This is a genomic window from Bacillus sp. mrc49 (genome assembly GCF_002803435.1).
The window spans coordinates 1-19,667 of sequence record NZ_PHNG01000687.1 but is presented as its reverse complement, the minus strand read 5'-3'; the positions used below and the strand labels follow the sequence as shown (position 1 = coordinate 19,667).

Here is a 19,667-nt window from a genome sequence, read left to right as displayed (position 1 = left end):
GTTTAATTCCTATTGTCCACAGAGTTGGAGGGTTTGTACATAGAACGTTGCATTCGACAGCAGGCAACTCCCTTATCCAGAGGAGGCCGGGGAGCCGCCTCGGCCGCTTGCGCCTGCCATAAAAACTGCTTAGCGTAAGACTGAAGGTGAGAATTCGTTTTCTTTGACAGTAAAGGCGAGAAGATGACGAAAAATATTTAGAAGCTGACATTTAATTTCAAGGTAATTCAGCTCCTATTTTTGGTATACTGGATTGGCGAGTGATGGGAGTCAATCGATTATCATCTAATAAGAGAGAGCCTTACAAATGGAGGGTATAAACATGAAGTTAGTAATCATTAATGGTTCACCACGTAAACAAGGACGTACAGGAATTGCATCACGCTACATATCCAAGAAATACGGAGCGGAACTTATTGACTTAAGCAATAGTGAGATCCCTTTGTATTCTGGTGAAGGTGAGCAATATCAATTGGAAGTGATTCAAGATCTTCGTAAAAGCATCGAGGAAGCTGATGGAGTGATCCTTACCACTCCTGAATATCATGGTTCCATGAGTGGTGCTTTGAAGAACGCTTTGGATTTTCTAAGCAGTGAGCAATTCGCACATAAACCAGTGGCATTACTAGCGGTTTCCGGTGGGGGAAAAGGCGGGATTAACGCCTTGAATTCCGTGAGAACTGTTGGGCGCAGCCTTTATGCCAATGTAATCCCGAAACAATTGGTTCTTGATCCACATTGCTTCGATTATGAAAAAGATGGCTTGTTTGAAGAGTCAGCCGTACTGGTAGAAGGCTTACTCGCTGAACTTAAAATGTATGCAACTGCCTATGCGACAATAAAAAAATAATGAGATGAGGGTCAGGTATATGTATACCTGACCCTTCCTTGTTTTTATGGGGTTTACCAGCCAAAGTTTATCCCTAAAAATCCATCTTCTTGTATATATTTTCCCGTTTTGCAAAAACTATAGGTGATTTAGCCTGGAAGTTCACTTAAATAAGCATTTGTTTTTTCTGCTGCATGATCCAAGTAACGGAGCAATGCATAAAGCTGAGATTGAACGATTTGATAATCATGCTCAAATCTGTAGGCGTGTAAAAAATGTTCGATTTTTTTCGAAAGGATATGGTCTTTCGTTCGAACCATCAATATTAACAAGCTGTCCCAATCAGAACGATGTGTGTGAAACAATGCCTGATCATAATCCGCGATCCTCATGTAGTTCTCCCCCTTATTAAGGAGCTATTTGTATTTTGTTCAGTTCCCGATTAACTTCTCCTAACAATAAGTGGCGATGTATTTGGACCGCTGTTGTTGCTTTTTACCTGAATAAAAACAAAGGTGAGTAGTTATCCATGAGAAAAATAATGCTGATTGGAATATTGTCCCTTCTGTTTCTTCCGAAAACGGTTCTCGCAGAAGCTGTATATTCCCCTGAACGTATGGAGTCGGACCTGAAAGCAATCCAGGACCAATATAAATTGGACGTACAAATAATCGGCCAAACGGAAAAAGGGAAAAATATCAAGGCAGTCAAGTTAGGAAATGGAAAAAAACCAATTTTGCTTGTTGGATCGCATCATGGCCGCGAGTGGCTAAGCTCAAAAATCCTAATTGCAATGCTTGAAGACTATGCAGCCGCCTATCGTGCAGGAAAGCCCGTCGAAGGGTACCCTTCGGAATTATTGAATCAAGTCAGCATATGGTTTATCCCGATGCTGAATCCGGATGGCGTCAGCATTCAACAAGGCGATTTATCAAGCTTGAACGTTCTTGAAAAAATATCCGTCTGGAAGATGAACAGGTATAGTACAAATTGGTCACGATGGAAGGCAAATGCCAAAGGAGTCGACTTGAATAGGCAGTATCCGGCTGGATGGAAAGAAGTCATAAGCCATGAAACGAAACCAACTTACCAATTTTTTAAAGGGGAACAGCCCCTTCAGGCAGCCGAAGTTAAGGCGCTTGTGAAATTCACTGAGGAAATTGACCCTCTTATCGCGGTGTCCTACCATACGTCAGGAAGGGAAATCTTTTGGCATTTTCACAATAAACGCGAAAATATGGCTAGGGATTATGGGATTGCCAAAAAAACGGCGGAATTGACTGGGTATGAACTGACCTTTCCCGAAAAAGAAGCGGTAGGCAGCGGTTTTACCGATTGGTTCATCACAAAATTCAATCGTCCCGGTATGACAATCGAGCTTAGTTATTTAGTGGATGAAACCAATCCACCGGTAACTGTATTTCCCGAGGAATGGGAAAGGAATCGTTCCATTGGTATCATGCTTGTAAAAGAAGCGAGCCAGCTGCATAACAATTGAACAATATTACATAATAATACGGAAGAGTAAGTTACGAGGAGGGAAAATATTGAAGAAAGTCATCATGATATTTATCGGAGTTTTTTTGCTTTTCCACACAGGGGCGATTTCAGCAGAAGCTGCCGAAAAGCCCGATTATGAAAAATTCGGTAAAATAGCGATTGCCGTTGTCCAGGCGGATTATCCCGAAAATGAGGTTACTGATTATGAATATAAAGGCAGAAAAACAGTAGCGAAGAATTTTGTCGAAGACGATTTCAAATTTTTGGTCGGATCTAATGGAATGGAGTTCAATGTCATCGTGACCGTGCAACACGATTTGCGAAATAAAAAATTGCTTAGTTTAAAGGTCACGGAGCAAAAAGGAAAGTGAGTTCAGATTACGAACAAAAGGGGCAAACCCCTTGCCGAACATCTTCGTCTGCAGAAGATGTTTTTTTCGCTTCTTTTAGGAATGGGGTCAATGATCAAACTTTAGGTGATATGACCGTCCATATTCCGCTTCCATGAACTTTTGATTGCTTTTATGAGCTGCATACCAGTATAGTTAGTATGGATTGAAACAATATAGCTTGATTTTAGGGGTATCAATATCATGAGAAAGTTTAAAAAAGTTTATGTAGAAATTACTAATATATGTAACTTAAAGTGTAATTTTTGTCCTAGCTCCAGTTTGCAAAGGACCCTGAAGTTCATGGATCCAGAAGGTTTTACGCATGTCATTGAGAAAATCAAACCACACACCGATCATATTTACTTCCATTTAATGGGGGAACCATTTTTAAATAAAAATTTGGGTGCATTCCTCGATATCAGTGCTGAAAATGATCTGAAGGTGAACATTACAACGAATGGCACTTTGATTCAGAAGGTCAAGGAAAAGCTGCTTTCGAAAAAAGCCCTTCGTCAAATCAATATTTCACTTCATAGCTTTGAAGCGAATGATACAACAAATAGCCTTGACACATATGTCAGTAATATTGCCGACTTCATTAATGAAGCCAATGCGACAAGTGAAGTGATTTGTGCCATCCGTTTATGGAATATGGATACCGATGAACTAAAAGCGAGTAATGGCCTGAACGACGATATACTTAGCATGTTAGAGGAGAAGCTCTCGTTGGATATACGTCTTAGCGAAGCACTTCAGCAAAAGAATAATATCAAGTTGAAGGATCGGGTTTATATAAACATGGCCGAAAAATTTGAATGGCCGGAATTGGATCGTGACATAATTGACGAGAATATATTCTGCTATGCGTTAAGAGATCAATTGGGAATCTTGGTGGATGGCACGGTTGTACCTTGTTGCTTGGATAGTGAAGGGAAAATCCCGCTTGGCAATATTTTTGAAACGTCACTTGAAGACATCCTGAATGGTGAACGTGCTAGAAACATGTATGATGGCTTTTCCAGAAGATGCGCCGTTGAAGAGCTGTGCAAACGATGCGGCTATGCGAAACGTCATAAAAAATAAAGTAAAGTAACCCATGGAGCCGGGCTTCGTGGGTCTTTTTAGAGAGGCGGTCGTTTTATTGATAATCCTGGATATTGGTATTTCACAAGGCTCTTAAGATTTATCGGAGCAGATTGCGAGACACCTGCGGGAGCACCGGGACACCCCCACAGGCGTTCCCCCCCACGACCGCCCTCTATAGAGCTGGGCATTGGAGGTGAACCACCAAACACCATTACTTGGTGAATAGCAACAAAATATGCAAAAACAGCCTTTCATAAACATGCCATGTTAAAATAATCTCGATCGTTGAATGCAGTCATCACTTCAAATTATCGTATTAAAAGTGTAAGATTTATATCATGGTTTGAAAGGGATGTTTTATTTACAGCAAAAGGTGGGGGCTGGCCAAAAACAGGTAGCAGAATAGTTGTTAGTGCAATCAAATATATGGGCAGTCACTTCAGCCTAAAAGCTTTTGGCGGAAATTGGCGTCCGCTTTTGTTATTCATTAGGGTTAATTGAATTGGCGGAACTTTAAAAACTTATCCATAATCAGTTATTATACTAGAACAGCAGCTTGAATGAATACCATACTTCCAAACTTGAAGCTGCCAATCAGCCCAACTTCATGGCTCAAGAGATGGGGCGGGATATACGCGGCATGGAATAGACGAAACAGATACTTTCCGATAATGATTTCTTCAAAGTGGTCGATAAGTTTGCCATAGCTGTTAATCATTTGATTTCTGGACATCGTTCTTCATATCGGCAGCATATTGGTTAACTTTTATGTGCAGGATTGTTCGGGAGGATTTCCATTTGTATGGACCGGATACGGATGATTTGTTTTTTCAAAGAAATGAAATGACTGAAAATTCCGTTTTGTCGGCCCTTTCGTTCCAACGATTGCTGACCTCGACATCGAGAACCTCACCATCGATTCGGAGCCTGATTCATTTTTCTGTATTGAATAGTTTGTTAGCTGGTGTATCGATTAAAGCTGAGCAACAGTTCAAAGAAAGAAAAGCCATGTATGATGCGTTCAACCAAGATGACTATTCTTTTGAAGATCCAAACCGATAAGGGAGAGAATGATATGGATATTAAACAAACGATAGAAACATTAAGGCCGCGCATCTTTGGGATATTCGACCATCTGCATGCCCATCCTGAAACGAGTTGGAATGAAGTGAATACGACCGCCTTCATTTCCAATATTTTAAGAGAAAACCACTGCACGGTACAAACCTTCGAAAGCTGCACAGGAGTGGTCGGGGAAATCGGTGCCGGTGCTTTCACGGTTGGGGTGCGCTCGGATATCGATGCACTTTGGCAGGAGGTGCGTGGAGCGTTTCAGGCTAATCATTCCTGTGGGCATGATGGGCATATGACCTTGTTGCTTGGGGTGTTCCTCGTATTAAACGAGATGAACTATAGGCCGGCAGGTAAGCTGAGATTGATTTTTCAGCCCGCTGAGGAAAAAGGGACGGGTGCCTTGAAGATGATTGAAGAGAATGTATTGGATGATGTCGATTTTCTTTATGGGGTGCATTTAAGGCCGGTGGAGGAAGTGAAGGACGGGCAGGCGTCGCCAGCCATTGTTCATGGCGCCGCCCAGTTCATGAAAGGCGAAATAATCGGGACGGATGCTCATGGGGCAAGACCGCACCAAGGCCAAAATGCGATTGAAATTGGAGCATCATTCGTCACATTGTTAAACGGCATCCACCTCAACCCATCCATTCCATATTCAGTGAAAATGACGCAGTTCGCTGCTGGCGGTGAAAGCTCCAATATCATTCCTGGAAAAGCCAGTTTCTCATTGGATTTACGGGCTCAAGATAATGAAATGATGAAACTGCTCACCAAAAAAGTGGGGAAAGTTGCAGAGTCTCTGGCGATTGCTAACGATGTTGACATAAAACTTCAGCCGGTATCTAATGTAGCTGCGGCAATCGTGAACGAACAAGCACAGGAAATAATGGCTGAAGCTATAGCTGATACACTCGGGAAAGAAAATCTGGTGGCACCAGTCGTAACGACCGGAGGGGAGGATTTTCATTTTTACACGCTTAAAAAGCCAGAAATCAAAGCGACAATGCTTGGGTTGGGGTGTGATTTGGCACCTGGGCTCCATCATCCTTATATGACCTTCAACAAAAATGCTTTGCTTTCTGGAATTGAAATCCTGACGAAAGCCATCATTTTTACTTTTGAGAAGTATGGGAAGCCTGAGCTTTGAATGTCAGATGATTTAATCTTTAAATCGCTATCATCAATAGCAGATCATGAGGAGATGCAGCGGGTTGAAGTCCTTGTATCGGGCATGGATTTGCATTCCTTCACATCAAACCCTTACCGCGGTTAAAATGGCGGATTTGTAGTGGGCCGGGTCATCGATAAGGTGATGACATTTTCTTGTTTCATGCTCCCTGGTTCCGGTGCGATTTTCGAAGACAACCCGGCTTTCCAGGTATAGCCTGAGTTTTTCGTCATGACCGTCCTTACGATTGGAACACTGTTATCCATCATTAGTGCCGTCACACCGCTATTGTTCATCATCATGTTAATTCATTCACGTTATCATTTTTACAGCCAATTCCATCTTTATTAAAATTCTATCTTCTTCGAGTAAAGGAAAGCCTATAACCAGAAATTGGCTAAAGGTTCATGGCTATATGCTACATATCATGTTACGGCTGGAATGGCCATGCTGGCCGTAAAAGGACCTTCAGAATAGGAAAGAAGCCGGTATTGGAGGTGTTTTGGGAAATATCGGATTGGGCACCCCGTTTTATATCTCTGTGATCATCGCTTTTTTTGCAAGCTTCGCCGGCTGCATTAAATTGGTAGGAACGGTGTATCCAATCACAGGATTTTTAGGCTTTGTAATCATGGCTGGACTAATCATCCTTTGGCCCCTTTTCTAAAAAGCCGGTGATTAGGGGATTCCCAAAATAGTGAAATACGGTCTGAAGGATATCATTGCAGCGGTGCAGGGCTGGCATCTTCATCAAAGTGAAGATGTTTTTTCCGTTATCGGTGACCTTTACACATGATCACGGCATTTTTCCTCCTTTTTTTCATACATTAGTGTAAAGGCGGAAGACAAGGGGGATATCGGATGAATGGAGCGGAGCAAAAGGCTCTGGAATATGCCATTAGTGAGATAACAGAAATAGCAACTGGATTCGGATTGGATTTTTACCCGATGCGTTATGAGATTTGTCCTTCGGAAATCATTTATACATTTGGTGCCTATGGGATGCCGACCCGTTTTTCTCACTGGAGCTTTGGAAAACAATTTCATAAGATGAAACTGCAGTATGACTTTGGGTTAAGCAAAATCTATGAACTTGTCATTAACTCTGATCCTTGTTACGCTTTCCTGCTGGACTCCAATTCACTTGTACAGAATAAATTGATTGTTGCCCACGTATTGGCGCATTGTGATTTCTTCAAGAATAATATTCGCTTCAATAATACGAAGAGGGATATGGTCGAAAGCATGTCAGCGACTGCAGAAAGAATCCGGGATTATGAAATCCTGCATGGCAAAAAGGAAGTGGAGACGTTCCTTGATGCACTCTTAGCCATCGAAGAGCACATCGACCCTTCGCTGATGAGACCTAAGCTAGCCTGGTCGATGGAAGACGAGGAAGAGGAAGAAGAGATAAAACCGGCAGCGACTCAATACGATGATTTATGGAACCTGGATAGCAAGGATAAACCGAAGAAATCGAGCATTAAAAAAAGAAAAAAATTCCCGCCGCGGCCTGAAAAGGATATTATGCTTTTCATTGAACAGTACAGCAGGGATCTAGCCGATTGGCAACGGGATATCATGACGATGATGCGGGAAGAGATGCTGTATTTCTGGCCTCAGCTCGAAACGAAAATCATGAACGAAGGCTGGGCTTCTTATTGGCATCAGCGCATCATCCGCGAATTGGATCTATCCTCAGGGGAAGCGATCGAGTTCGCCAAATTGAATGCAGGCGTCGTTCAGCCATCACGCACCAGCATCAACCCTTATTATCTTGGATTGAAAGTGCTTGAGGATATCGAGGAACGCTATGATAATCCAACCGAAGAAATGATCAGGCTGGGCGTCAAGCCTGGATCTGGCCGGGAAAAGATGTTCGAGGTCAGGGAGATCGAATCCGATATTTCCTTTCTCCGGAATTATTTGACGAAGGACCTGGTCATGCGAGAGGATATGTATCTATTCCAAAAGCAGGGCAAAGATTATAAAATCGTCGATAAGGCATGGGAACAGGTCCGCGATCAGCTCGTCAGCATGAGGGTGAACGGCGGATTCCCATATATCACCGTGAATGATGGCGACTACATGCGTAATGGTGAGCTATATTTAAAGCATTGGTTCGAAGGTATAGAGCTGGACCTGAAATACCTCGAGAAAGTCATGCCATATATCCATCAGCTCTGGGGACGCTCCGTGCATATGGAATCAGTGATGGAAGGAAAAGAGGTTCTGTTTTCCTATGATGGAAAAGGGATTCACCGAAAATATTTATAATGCTGAAAAAAACTGCCGGTCATTCGGCAGTTTTTTTGCTTCAAGCTCCATTATAGTCAACTTGGGACATTTTGTTGGAATCAAGGTAATACGTTCTGTCAATCCAAGCGCTACTTTCTCGGCCTCCGGATAAAGTTCACGTTCCCATACACTCACACAATAAATCTGTTTTTCCTATTTTTAGGCAACAGCTGTATGCATGTTGATACAATACGCATAACCGTTCATCTGGCAGCCCTACAGCCGGTGCCTGCGGCGATAGATCGGATCTTGCACATCACATGCGCAACAAAGTATGCCAAAAATGCCAAAGCAAAAACCACACACTGACAAATTCAATTAAGTCAATGTGTGGTGTCTTCGTGTATATAAAGTCGATGACATCGAGAATGGATCATTTGCCCTTAGTGAAATACTCTTTCGTAAAAGAACGAACTTCCTTCGGTAAAAGAACATCCAGTTCAGCCTGTAGCTGAGCAAGTGTCTTCTGACGGAGAAAAGCACGCATTTGCTCTTCCGCTTGTAGCATGGTCAAATTAATGGGACAAGAAAGATTTCCCGAAGGGCAAGAAGAACAGATAGATTCCTCTTTATCCTTGTATGGCAAACCACCCTGTAAAATGTTTTTACATTGAAATATCGGTTTTACCCCTTCAACCGCTTCGACTACATCCCAAAAAGAAATTTCCTCAGCGGATCTTGCCAACTTATAACCACCTTTGACTCCAGGAACTGAACATACGATGCCTGCCTTAGACAATTTACCAAACACTTTTGAAAGGAACGTTTCCGAAAGCCCCTGAAATTCGGAGAGCTCTTTAATTCCAACACTCGTCTTCTCTGGTACATCAATTAAGTAAACAAGACAGTGCAATGCATATTCGACTCCAACGCCATATGACATAATAACTTCACCTACTTTTCGTTCATAAGATAATCAAATGTATATTAGAAGTAATAGATAGTTTTGTCAATCATGCAAACCTTCGATCCATCATTCACTGGAGAATTTTTTTGTTTGACAAACAACATAATCAGAGGTATATTATTGATCGAGTTAATCGTCGATTGAATTAATCTTTAATTAAATCGCCATTCTATATATCCGAAGGAGATCCTACCTATGAGTAAATTGCTAATTATCAATGCACATCCGAGAGTCGATTCTGCTTCTTCTTTTAGCCTTAAAGTATTCCATCATTTTCTGGCGCGTTATAAAGAAATACATGGTGAAGAAGAAGAAATTGAAGAAATAAAATTGTACAAAGATGAAGTACCGGCGATAGATGAACAGGTGTTGAACGCCTGGGAAAAAACCGCTAAGGGCCTAGAGCTGACAATGGAAGAAAAAAGAGTGACAGACCGCATGACAGAAGTCTTACACCAATTCAAAAGTGCCAATAAATATGTGATTGTGCTGCCTCTGCATAACTTTAATATTCCATCAAAGTTAAAAGATTATATGGACAATATTATGATTCCAAGGGAATTGTATAAATACACAGAAAACGGGTCAGTGGGTCTATTGAAAGATGGACGGAGCATGCTTGTCATACAAGGAAGTGGATCTATTTACACAAACGATGATTGGTATGCAGAAGTGGAATACTCCCATAAATACTTGAAATCCATGTTCAATTTTTTTGGCATTGAAGATTATGAAATGTTGCGTGTACAAGGAACGGCCTTGATTGGCGGAGAAGAAGTGTTAGCAAAAGCATATGTGGAAGCGGAAGAAGCTGCTGCTGTATTGGCAGCGAAATAGGGAACTATTGTAAGCTTGGAAGCGACAGTTTGCAGTGTGAAACGGATATCCGAGCAACTGCAATAAAGGAGAGTTCATACTGTGGCAGTCCTTCGTTGGCAAAAAGACCAGTCGGAAGTCAGGCTGGTCTTAATATATTTTTATTTTAAGTGCTAGGTTGCAATTTGAAACCAACAACCATTACGCATCAGAAAGAAAAAATTACAATAAATCTCCTAGCCTAACCTGTATAAACACTTTCACATGCTCCAGGTTTCGTTCATAAAAAAAATGATTTTTAAATTGGCCAGCAAAAGGTTGATCATGCCATTCGCCTTCTGCTCTCATCATCCTTTCCATTAAGTCGGCGTCTGAACTTCGGTAATTTACCCTTGGCGTTTTTTCACCCCAAAAGTATAGTATGGAAAAAAGCCCACTTTAATTTCATCGTTGATAATATAAACTTGTTTAGTTTTAAAGGCGTAAGTAAAAAGGGCATTCTTTTTAATAACTTTATGTAGCTATCCTGTCCTTTCCATATTATCGGAGGCCCCCATCATACTTAAAGGTTATGGCCTCCGGTTTGAAAAAGGGCTTGGAAAGGCCCTTTTTATTTGGTTAGCGTTATGCCCTCAAGGACTTGATCCCAAATCTCATGGTTACTGGGATCTTGACGTGGAACTTGTACTAAAGAAACCCCGTCTAAACCCCATTCCACTTCTCTTATTCCCTTTAAACCTTCAAGCTGCTCCATTAACAGAATCGTTACTTTACCCTTAGTGAGTCCAGACAAGATGGCTTGTAGTTCTGCGGTGTTTTCATAATTCGCGTTTAGCCATTCATACCTTATGAATAAAGTGGATTGACTTTGGGCAATTTGTGTGAAAAATCGTTGAATTCGAGTGTTCAATTTTTCCTTATATAATGGATACTGAGCTGTCCAATTTTGATTAACGATCATTGGAAAATCATGAACGGAATCAATCTTATAACGACTATCATGAATGAAATGTGCCTTGGCTGGTTCGGTTTCTCCTTCTTGAAAGACGGCATTACCTTCATCAACGAAATGTGCCAGTATGTCCTTTTCCACCATATTTTCCAGCTCCATGAAACCCTGAAACCCATTTCTCAATAAACGATTTACTTCGGATAGATTAGGGGATTGAACCCAATCGAAAGGCAATGAATGCCTTCTTAAATCATGACGTTTCGAGTGCAATGCGGGACCGCACCACGCGCCTAAGCTCACTACCAAATCATAGGATCCCTGGATATCTTGTAATTTCATAATCATCACCCCATTTGCTTTTTTTACATACTACGCAGGATGGATTGGCCTTGATTGGATGAGGGCGTAATTACTTAATAAAAACCTAATGTATATCGCCCTTTGTATTAGAAACATTATATTGACATTTCCATTCATCCAACTGATAATGAAAATTGTTATCAACTAAATTACTAGTATTTATATATTTGAAAGGTTATACTGCATGGTTTTGGATTCAACTAACGAAATATTGCGACAAAACGTACGATCGAGCGGAAGCCCAAAAAATGCATGAAGGATCAAACGTATTTGAAAATGATGACTGTCTCTAAAAATATTCCCAAAATACTAGCGTACAAAGGTTGTGTATCATGAAAAAAGAAGGATTATGGACAAAAGATTTTATTTCCATATCGGTGGTTAACTTCGGATTGATGTTATCGATGTATTTACTGTTAGTAACGATGGCGCCCTATGCTATTGAAAAATATGGTGTTTCGGTCAGTACTGCTGGATTGGTTGCCAGTATCTTTATAATTGGCGCTTTAATGAGTCGCTTATTTGCTGGTCGGCAAATAGAAATGGTAGGCAATAAAAAAATGCTGATGATGGGGATTGCCATCTATATCATAATGACTTTTTTTTATTTTATGCCTACCAATATCTTTGCCCTCATGGTTATTCGCTTTTTACAGGGAATAGGAGTGGGAATGGCGACTACAGCAACTGGAACCATTGTAGGGAAGGTCATCCCGCCTAATAAATATGGAGAAGGAATCGGTTATTTCAGTTTAAGTGCAGTGTTGGCGGCAGCTATCGGCCCTTTGATTGGAGTCGCGCTTATAGAATATATTAATTACACGAGTATTTTTGTATTTTCATTAGCGGTCGGGTTTGGGAGCTTGATCATTTCCGTTCTTGTCGATTCTCCAGCAAAGGAGATAATGTCGTCTGCCAGGAAACGATTTACGTTTTCCAGTTTCATTGAGCCGAAGGCCTTGCCCATTTCACTCTCGATATTCGTAATAGCACTTGGGTATTCAAGCATTCTGTCATTTATCACCGCGTATACTGCGGAAATCGATTTAGTAGAGGCGGGCAGTTTTTACTTTCTTGTCTATGCACTGGCCATTATGGTTTCACGGCCATTTACAGGGAAACTGGTTGATTTGAAAGGCGGCAATAGCGTGGCTTATCCTGGCTTGGTTTTATTTGCAATTGGTATGATTCTAATTAGTCAGGCACAAACGAGTTTCGTCTTTTTAGTGGCATCGGCCTTTGTCGGATTAGGGTATGGGAACTTCCAATCTTGTACACAATCACTTGCCATCAAGGTGACCCCTAGGGAAAGAATCGGATTGGCAACATCGACATATCTCGTTTTTCTTGAATTGGGGATAGGTTTTGGTCCATTCATATTAGGCTGCCTGGTCCCTTTAATCGGATACAGAGGTATGTATTTATCGCTGGCGGGGCTAATTATAATGGGCATACCGATTTATCATGTTCTTCACGGTCGGAAAGATAAGGACGTACTCGTTTCGAAAATGACATGAAACATGTTCATAAAAAAGGAGCTGCTATAAATCAGCAGCTCTCCGATCGCAGACAATCTCGATAATAATGGAGGCTGTCTGCCTTTTTTTTAGTTTTTACACCTTGTCCGTTTCGTTCCATGCCCTTTTGCATGTAAACTAAGCTGGAATCCTGATTGCCCGCAGACTTGAAGGCTTTGTATTGGGTCGGTCATCCCGCTCTCCTTATAGTCTGGGCGAAGCGTCCAGCATATTGATAGGTAAGGCGATCACTCACACCGTGTAGAAGAATGCCATAATACCTGCTTCCAATCCAATTCATAGACCAAAAGGTTTCGGAAGGGAATCCCTCCGAAACCTTTTGGTCTATGAATTGAACGTTCTTGGTTAGATTTTAACTTCGACCTTAGCATCTTTCTTAAGTTCTTCCACATGTTTCACAAGCTTTTCTTGTTTCTTTTGCTGTTCGAGTTGTTCCTTGATTTGCGGTTTCATTTCTTCCAGTTTATTTACCTTTTGCCCGCTTGCCTTGGATTGCTCGGCAATCTGATCATAATATTTCTGAATTTCTTCATCCGTTGGCTCTTCTACTTTAATCTCATTTTCTACATACTTTGTATAGGGAATATTTTCGGCAATCTGCGTGTTTAACGTTTCTGAATTCAGGCCTGCTTGCTTCATCGCTTCCTTGAATTTTTCCTCGGTTTTATATTGCTCTTTGATTTTCGCAAGTTGCTTTTCGATTTCAGCCTTGGAGGCTGTGTAGCCTTTTTTGTCAGCAGCTTGCAGCAGTAATGTTTGCCCCACTAACGAATTGATCGTTTGCTCTTTAATTTGTTTGGCACCTTCCTTGGTAGTTGGGTCTTGTCCAAATTGCTGCATTTGCATTTGTGTTGACGATAACACGGTATTGTATTCCGCACCGGTAATATTTTCGTCATTGACGGTGGCTACCGTTTTCTTTTCATCCACTTTTTGTTTGTCTAGTTTCTTCTGCATTTCTTCCATCTTTTTTTGTTGTTCCTCAGTTGCTTTAGCCGTTTCTTTGCTTTGCTGTGCCTCGGTTGTTTTAGTTTCTTTCTCGTCATTCTTTTTATCCGCGTCATCGTTCGATCCACAAGCCGTCAAGGCAACAGCCAATAATCCGATAACGATAGGGTACAATAGTTTTTTCATGTTCAGTCTCCTTTCGTATTCAGTGCTAAAAAAAATCATCTAATGCGCATTATATAGGAATTGCCCTTGAAAACACAATTAAATCATTCTATTTTTCCAGAAAACAGGAATATAGTAGAGTCATCTCCCGAAGATATCGGTGATCCTTTCCAGCAACTGAATCGATTTACCCTTTGCCCTGCGAAGATAAAGGGAGCTAAGAATGATTTCGCATGCAGTCAAGTTCCTGAAAAATTCATGACATAAGTAACCACCGTTCAAGTTATTTTATGGTATTATATACCTTATTATTCAAGAATAGTTCATTTAACCTAGAAGACACGGGCAGCAGAGAAAGAAGCAGTTAGCGGGGGGATGGAATTTGAAAGGGAAATCTGTACTGCCAATTGAATTGGCGGGATATTTAAAGCTGGGGGATGCCGTCATCATTACGGACCAAGATCATCGGATACTTGATATTAATCGTTACTATGAACAGACGACAGGATATACAAGGGACAGCATAATCGGTTTCAAAGCTGGTTTTTTAAAGTCAGGTATAACACCAGCAACTACCTACACATCTTTGAAAAACGAATTAAGGAACGGGAATCCCTGGTCAGGGGTATTGACCAATCGGAAGAAATCAGGTGACGTATGGCATTCCTCGATAACGATCACACCTGTTCAAGTGAAAAACAAGTCTTATTTCGTCGGGGTTTTTCGAGAATTGGAACAATTGAAGGAAGGGGTTTATCTTTCGGAAAAGAAAAGGACAGAGACGCAAAGGGAATTATTGAAGATCCTCGCCATTTCATGCGAAATTCGCGATCCAAGCATAGAGGAGCATTTATCGAGAGTGCAAACTTTAAGTGAAAAGCTTGTAATCGTACATAATAGGCGAATGCAGCTGGGGATGTCTGCTAGCGATATTCATCATATCGCTCATGCGAGTATTCTGCATGATATCGGCAAGGCGGAGATTCCTGAAGGGATCCTATATAAACCTGGTCCATTGTCTCCGTATGAACGAACCATCATTGAGATGCATCCATTTATGGGAGCCGATATTTTGAATAAGATCTCTAGGGAAATAAACAATGAGTTCATCAGCAGTCTCGAAGTGGCGGAAAATATTATCCTTTATCATCATGAAAAATGGGATGGAACGGGATACCCCCATCATTTGAAAGGGGAGGAGATTCCATTGGAAGCAAGGATCACTGCGATTGTGGATGTGTTCGATGCCCTGACAAGCAGAAGGGCGTATAAAGACTCTTGGTCAGTGGGACGGGCATTATCTTTCTTGAACGAACAAAAAGGAAAGCATTTCGATCCAGACATGGTAGAGTCTTTCTTTGAATATTTCGCCGTAAGGGATCAAAAGGAAAAAGGCTGCGAAGCCACGCGCAGTAAGGAGGACATTACATAAGGAACTCGGCGAGGCCCCTGTGCAGCTGAAATAATGGAAGGGAGGAATCTCATAGCCATAAGGAAGAAAACGGAAATCTTGTTTCTTCGAATAAATGTATGCTAGCGAATATTAGTAAAAAGAAAAGTCTATTGAATTATAGTTCTGTATTCTTATTTCTTTTAACGTAATAAAGGACTGCCATAATGAGAAGCAGTAACACCAAAAATATTTTCACTTCGTCTGAAGCCTTCAATACTTGGTTCACGGAGTACGCCTCGATGAGGAGGGCGGGCATCTTCCCAATCGATGTGGCGACGAAGAAAATCATGATGCTCGTCTTACTTAATGCTGCCGCGAGGTTAATCACGCCGGAAGGAACGAAAGGTAGGAGCCTAAGCAAGAGGATCATCCAAAATGCAGGAAATCCCTGTGACTTTTGCAGTCGCATGATCCAACGATTCCTCGTGAATTTTGGTTGAAGTGATTGAATGCCTTTCCGATATATCCAAAAGCTCACTGCCGCTCCTATAATTTCCCCTAAGTAAGAAACGATCAATCCCTCCTGGAATCCAAACACGGTGATATTTGCTGCAGTGATGAAAGCGCTGGGAATAACACCGAGCACGCTAATCAAAATGTTAAAGACGATACTGACAAGAATGGACAAGTGACCGCTTGATGCTAACGCCTCAGAAAAGAAATGCATATCAATCAAGAAGAACTCCATTTATATCCGACGCCCCATACCGTTTTCAAATGCTCATTTGCCGGAAAGCCGGCCTGGCGCAGCTTTTCCCTAATATTTCGAATATGGGAATCGATTGTCCGATCTTCCGTGTTCGATCTGAACCCCCAGATGGTCGTAAGCAGGTGATCCCTGGAGTATACTTGATCAGCTGATTTTAAAAACAAGGACAACAAGGAAAATTCTTTCGGCGTCAATGAAATGGACTTGGCTTGATAATGCGCTTCATAAGCGGATTCATTTAATTTTAACCCCTTAAAGGACACCCCGTCGACTTCGCGATGCGATACCCGTCGCGTCACAGCTTCGATCCTGGCCAGTAACACATCTTCATTAAAAGGCTTCGTTATATAATCATCGGCGCCATTGTTCAGCCCTTTCACCATATCTTCCGCTGCATCACGGGCAGTGAGCATGATGATGGGAATGGCAGAAAATGACCGGATCCTTGCGCAGGCTTCCCACCCATCGATCTCAGGCATCATCACATCAAGAATGACGATGTCAGCATGATTATGCTTCAAGAACAATACCGCTTCAAGCGCCGAGTCCTTCTTTATGCACGTATATCCGTGAGGAGCAAGATACAACTCTATCAGATCCATCATTCTTTGTTCATCATCTACCAGAACTGCTGTTTTCATTTAATGGTCTCCTTTGAATATGATCGTGAAGCACGTCCCTTGGTTCAGTTTGCTTCTAACTGAAATGGCTCCTCCTTGAATCTCGACTAACTGTTTGACGATGGAGAGCCCCAAACCGAATCCGCCGGTATTTCTAGCGCGTGATTTCTCGACACGGTATAAACGATCAAAGATATGAGGGACATCTTCATCGGGAATGCCCACCCCTTGATCGATGATGGAAATATCGATACTGCCAGGTAACCGTTCTGCTTTGATGGTGGTAACCGTATTTTCGTTCGAGTATTTTAATGCATTATCCAGCAGGTTAAGCATGATTTGCTCAAACCTTGCAGGATCTAAATCAATCGATGAATCATCCGTGCATTCGAGATGCAATTGCATTTTTTTATTCTGAAAGGCTGGGAGCACCTTTTCACGAATCGATTCCAGGAATGAAGCAAGCCGGACGGTTTCTTTTGATATGGTGAAGGTATTCATATCCATTTTAGCCATATTGAATAGTTCGTCCAACAATTTGTTTAATCGTTGTGATTCATCAAGGATGATTTCCAAATATGACGTCCTTTCGGATACATCCAAGTCTTTTCTTCGGGCAATATCAGCATACCCCTTGATATATGTGAGAGGGGTGCGCAGTTCATGGGATATGCTGGCCAAGAATTCGTTGCGTTCCTTCTTTAAATAATTCAATTCATTAGCCAAGCTTTGTATCGATTGAGCAAGTTCACCAAGTTCATCATGTGATCGAATGGGCACAGTTACGGAGAAATTCCCCTCGCTTAATTTCGTTGTCGCCTCCTTCATGCCTATAAGTGGTCTGGTCAAGGCTTTTGATAAGAAATAGATGATGATAAGCATGAAGAAAAGAAGCAATACCGTTGCAAAAAGGAAGTGCTTATTCAATTGGGCGATCAATTCTTCTACTTCACCTGTATTTTTGAACATATAGACATAGCCTTCATATTCATTGCCACTATTATATGGTGTAACGGTGGCAATATACGGTTCATCCTTCCAACTTGATTGGATGATCAAACCCTTTCGGGGAACTTGGGGAAGAGTCTTCCGTAAGATTGTTTTCATCTCTGCATTTATATTTTCCGAAGATTGCAGAATATCGCCTGTTGAATTCGTTATCACGACATCTGTATCTGTATGGGATTCCATCAGGCCGATATGCTCAAGGGTCCCCTCGGAATACGAAAGTTCTAACACATCTCGATGGCTGTTGCCCCGGGATTTCAATGATTCCAATTCTTGATTGATCCGCGATTGGATGACGTGATTGTGTAAGTAAAGCATCGAAACTGTTTCCAATAGGAAAATGCTTATAAATATATAGAGTCCTAGCTTCAAGGAGATTTTCAAGATGTTCACCTTCTTATTAAAGTCATTATAGAGGATAAATATGAAGGAATTATGCAGATCGACCACATTGCTTCCGATACTAAACATAATCCGAATGAAGGCAGGTTACAAGGAGGACTGCGATAATTTTAAGTCAACTCCAGCTGACGCCTTCCCGATTCCAGTAGAATGGAAGAATTAGAGTTTTTCTTGGTTTATCGAAATGAATTTTGTTGAGTGAAGGAAACATTTTGTCACCAGGTGAATATAATGTAAAAAAGGAGCTGATCGATATGAATTGTACAAACCGTACCCAAAAAAAAATACTTGCGTATTCGGCTTTATTCAAAAAAATCGGCATCATCAATGAAGAAGAATACAAAACGATTGCTAAGACCTTTCAAGCGAAGGATTGAGGAAGGGAACCTTGAATGATCATAAACGTGTGTCCCACCTTAAGCAGGCTGTAAAACCTCCGCCTTCTTTTTCTCAATGAGGGGGCGACAGCCTGCATTCACTTACAACTTAGGATATATATGGTATTGTATAGGTACTCAGGATCATATGTGGAGTAAAATGTCTAAAAAAGGAGAATTTCAGAAGATATGTTCGATTTCGAAAAATATATGCATGCACCCTCTTTAATTGCTACAGCGTCCAGTTACATACTGATCGGAACCTTATTTGCCATCATTTATAGAAAAAAACCAGCATCTCCTAAGCTCTGGAAGGCTATTCTCGTATTGGTGCTAGGAATGTTCGCTTTTCATTTCACTTTTAATCTAGCAGGAGAGGTCATAAGCATACCCATTCTCCCAATCGGTGTGGCTCTCCTCTCTTGGTTCTTGGGAAGGCAAGGGAATGCGGCGAGATGGCAGCGATTTCGCCGTTTTGCCTGGCTCGGATTTTTATCGAATTTCATCGTTTTCGCTTTTGCCCTTTTAGCCATACCGATTGATGGAATGATGTATCCGAAGAATGTGCCGTCGACATATATGATGGATGTTAAAAAGGCTTCTTTGATAGCGAGCCACCCCCACTCGAAAGAAGAAACATTAAATAAAGCAAAGCTGGAAAAATTGATGGGAAAGATGAAACAAAAAAAGATCGAGAGTGAATCTTGGTATAATCGAATCCGTGAAGATGGCGATCACAAAGAGAAATTCCCTTATATCCTGAATGGGACAACCGCTGCAAAGGGGAGCGGACTTAAAGCAATCATTTTCATTGAAGAAGATGGCAGGGGAATCCTGATTACACCTAATAAAGGGCGTCAAGTCTACTTCAGGCTCAAGGAATCGATTTTGACAGGAGGTGATGGGGAAAATGGCTAAAAAAACAAAAAAGATTATTTTACTAGCTGCGATATTATTGATGATCGGTGTTCTTTCATTTACTCAATTACCTAAAGACCCTGACCCTTTCCTATCGGATAAGCAAGTCATCAAACGCATCAACTCATTTTTTTCTGAAGCCCAGCC

At 41.4% G+C, this 19,667-nt stretch carries 21 protein-coding genes; 12 read left to right on the top strand and 9 right to left on the bottom strand.

The window, feature by feature from the left end:
- The first annotated feature begins 322 nt into the window (after positions 1 to 322).
- Complete coding sequence (locus tag CVN76_RS10985; protein ID WP_100531267.1) at positions 323 to 850, top strand: NADPH-dependent FMN reductase; 528 nt, start codon at positions 323 to 325, stop codon at positions 848 to 850.
- 128 nt (positions 851 to 978) lie between these two features.
- Here CVN76_RS10985 and CVN76_RS10980 read toward each other — a convergent pair whose 3' ends face one another.
- Positions 979 to 1,221 carry a YhdB family protein gene (locus tag CVN76_RS10980; RefSeq protein WP_061143253.1) on the bottom strand — a complete coding sequence of 81 codons (243 nt, stop codon included), beginning with the start codon at positions 1,219 to 1,221 and terminating at the stop codon, positions 979 to 981.
- 137 nt (positions 1,222 to 1,358) lie between these two features.
- Between CVN76_RS10980 and CVN76_RS10975 the strand changes: the two genes are divergently transcribed.
- From CVN76_RS10975 to CVN76_RS10965, 3 genes are all read left to right on the top strand, one after another.
- A complete protein-coding gene (locus CVN76_RS10975) occupies positions 1,359 to 2,327 on the top strand; it encodes a M14 family zinc carboxypeptidase (RefSeq protein ID WP_100531266.1) in 969 nt (322 codons plus the stop codon).
- Between the two features lie 49 nt (positions 2,328 to 2,376).
- Positions 2,377 to 2,700, top strand: coding sequence for a DUF3889 domain-containing protein (locus CVN76_RS10970; protein WP_100531265.1), 324 nt, complete (start codon positions 2,377 to 2,379; stop codon positions 2,698 to 2,700).
- A gap of 222 nt (positions 2,701 to 2,922) precedes the next feature.
- Complete coding sequence (locus tag CVN76_RS10965) at positions 2,923 to 3,804, top strand: radical SAM/SPASM domain-containing protein (protein WP_100531264.1); 882 nt, start codon at positions 2,923 to 2,925, stop codon at positions 3,802 to 3,804.
- Positions 3,805 to 4,345: 541 nt separating this feature from the next.
- Here the strand turns inward: CVN76_RS10965 and CVN76_RS10960 are convergent.
- Entirely contained in the window at positions 4,346 to 4,540 is a 195-nt protein-coding gene (locus CVN76_RS10960) for a hypothetical protein (protein WP_100531263.1), read from the bottom strand.
- A 65-nt stretch (positions 4,541 to 4,605) separates the two neighbouring features.
- On the opposite strand from CVN76_RS10960, the gene CVN76_RS10955 reads away from it, so the two are divergent.
- A complete protein-coding gene (locus CVN76_RS10955; protein ID WP_100531262.1) occupies positions 4,606 to 4,869 on the top strand; it encodes a hypothetical protein in 264 nt (87 codons plus the stop codon).
- A gap of 19 nt (positions 4,870 to 4,888) precedes the next feature.
- Positions 4,889 to 6,028: a M20 peptidase aminoacylase family protein gene (locus CVN76_RS10950; RefSeq protein WP_100531316.1), complete on the top strand. Its 1,140-nt coding sequence runs from the start codon at positions 4,889 to 4,891 to the stop codon at positions 6,026 to 6,028.
- A 122-nt stretch (positions 6,029 to 6,150) separates the two neighbouring features.
- On the opposite strand, the gene CVN76_RS10945 is transcribed toward CVN76_RS10950, so the two are convergent.
- Positions 6,151 to 6,351 carry a hypothetical protein gene (locus CVN76_RS10945; protein ID WP_100531261.1) on the bottom strand — a complete coding sequence of 67 codons (201 nt, stop codon included), beginning with the start codon at positions 6,349 to 6,351 and terminating at the stop codon, positions 6,151 to 6,153.
- A gap of 559 nt (positions 6,352 to 6,910) precedes the next feature.
- Between CVN76_RS10945 and CVN76_RS10940 the strand changes: the two genes are divergently transcribed.
- Positions 6,911 to 8,326, top strand: coding sequence for a SpoVR family protein (locus CVN76_RS10940; protein ID WP_061143247.1), 1,416 nt, complete (start codon positions 6,911 to 6,913; stop codon positions 8,324 to 8,326).
- A gap of 394 nt (positions 8,327 to 8,720) precedes the next feature.
- Here the strand turns inward: CVN76_RS10940 and CVN76_RS10935 are convergent, their stop codons facing one another.
- Positions 8,721 to 9,230, bottom strand: coding sequence for an RrF2 family transcriptional regulator (locus CVN76_RS10935; RefSeq protein ID WP_100531260.1), 510 nt, complete (start codon positions 9,228 to 9,230; stop codon positions 8,721 to 8,723).
- A gap of 219 nt (positions 9,231 to 9,449) precedes the next feature.
- Here CVN76_RS10935 and CVN76_RS10930 point away from each other — a divergent pair, with 219 nt between their 5' ends.
- Positions 9,450 to 10,091, top strand: coding sequence for an FMN-dependent NADH-azoreductase (locus CVN76_RS10930; protein ID WP_100531259.1), 642 nt, complete (start codon positions 9,450 to 9,452; stop codon positions 10,089 to 10,091).
- A 589-nt stretch (positions 10,092 to 10,680) separates the two neighbouring features.
- Here the strand turns inward: CVN76_RS10930 and CVN76_RS10925 are convergent.
- Complete coding sequence (locus CVN76_RS10925; RefSeq protein ID WP_100531258.1) at positions 10,681 to 11,361, bottom strand: DUF1796 family putative cysteine peptidase; 681 nt, start codon at positions 11,359 to 11,361, stop codon at positions 10,681 to 10,683.
- Between the two features lie 353 nt (positions 11,362 to 11,714).
- On the opposite strand from CVN76_RS10925, the gene CVN76_RS10920 reads away from it, so the two are divergent.
- Complete coding sequence (locus tag CVN76_RS10920) at positions 11,715 to 12,899, top strand: MFS transporter (protein ID WP_100531257.1); 1,185 nt, start codon at positions 11,715 to 11,717, stop codon at positions 12,897 to 12,899.
- 366 nt (positions 12,900 to 13,265) lie between these two features.
- Here CVN76_RS10920 and CVN76_RS10915 read toward each other — a convergent pair whose 3' ends face one another.
- A complete protein-coding gene (locus tag CVN76_RS10915; protein WP_100531256.1) occupies positions 13,266 to 14,054 on the bottom strand; it encodes a SurA N-terminal domain-containing protein in 789 nt (262 codons plus the stop codon).
- A gap of 361 nt (positions 14,055 to 14,415) precedes the next feature.
- Here CVN76_RS10915 and CVN76_RS10910 point away from each other — a divergent pair, with 361 nt between their 5' ends.
- Positions 14,416 to 15,465, top strand: a complete 1,050-nt coding sequence (locus tag CVN76_RS10910; protein WP_232732177.1) for an HD domain-containing phosphohydrolase — start codon at positions 14,416 to 14,418, stop codon at positions 15,463 to 15,465.
- A 136-nt stretch (positions 15,466 to 15,601) separates the two neighbouring features.
- Here CVN76_RS10910 and CVN76_RS10905 read toward each other — a convergent pair whose 3' ends face one another.
- From CVN76_RS10905 to CVN76_RS10895, 3 genes are read right to left on the bottom strand one after another with little or no spacing between them, the layout of a single operon-like run.
- The gene (locus CVN76_RS10905; protein ID WP_100531314.1) at positions 15,602 to 16,153 is read right to left on the bottom strand and encodes a TVP38/TMEM64 family protein; all 552 of its coding nucleotides are present in this window, start codon (positions 16,151 to 16,153) and stop codon (positions 15,602 to 15,604) included.
- Positions 16,154 to 16,158: 5 nt separating this feature from the next.
- The gene (locus CVN76_RS10900) at positions 16,159 to 16,836 is read right to left on the bottom strand and encodes a response regulator transcription factor (RefSeq protein WP_100531255.1); all 678 of its coding nucleotides are present in this window, start codon (positions 16,834 to 16,836) and stop codon (positions 16,159 to 16,161) included.
- On the bottom strand, positions 16,837 to 18,216 hold the full coding sequence (locus tag CVN76_RS10895) for a sensor histidine kinase (RefSeq protein ID WP_332850627.1): 1,380 nt from the start codon (positions 18,214 to 18,216) through the stop codon (positions 16,837 to 16,839). It abuts the gene before it with no gap.
- A 221-nt stretch (positions 18,217 to 18,437) separates the two neighbouring features.
- Between CVN76_RS10895 and CVN76_RS30965 the strand changes: the two genes are divergently transcribed.
- Positions 18,438 to 18,602: a hypothetical protein gene (locus tag CVN76_RS30965; RefSeq protein ID WP_157805641.1), complete on the top strand. Its 165-nt coding sequence runs from the start codon at positions 18,438 to 18,440 to the stop codon at positions 18,600 to 18,602.
- A 189-nt stretch (positions 18,603 to 18,791) separates the two neighbouring features.
- Positions 18,792 to 19,520 (top strand): hypothetical protein, encoded by a 729-nt coding sequence (locus CVN76_RS10890; protein ID WP_100531254.1) that lies wholly within the window; start codon positions 18,792 to 18,794, stop codon positions 19,518 to 19,520.
- Positions 19,521 to 19,667 lie beyond the last annotated feature (147 nt).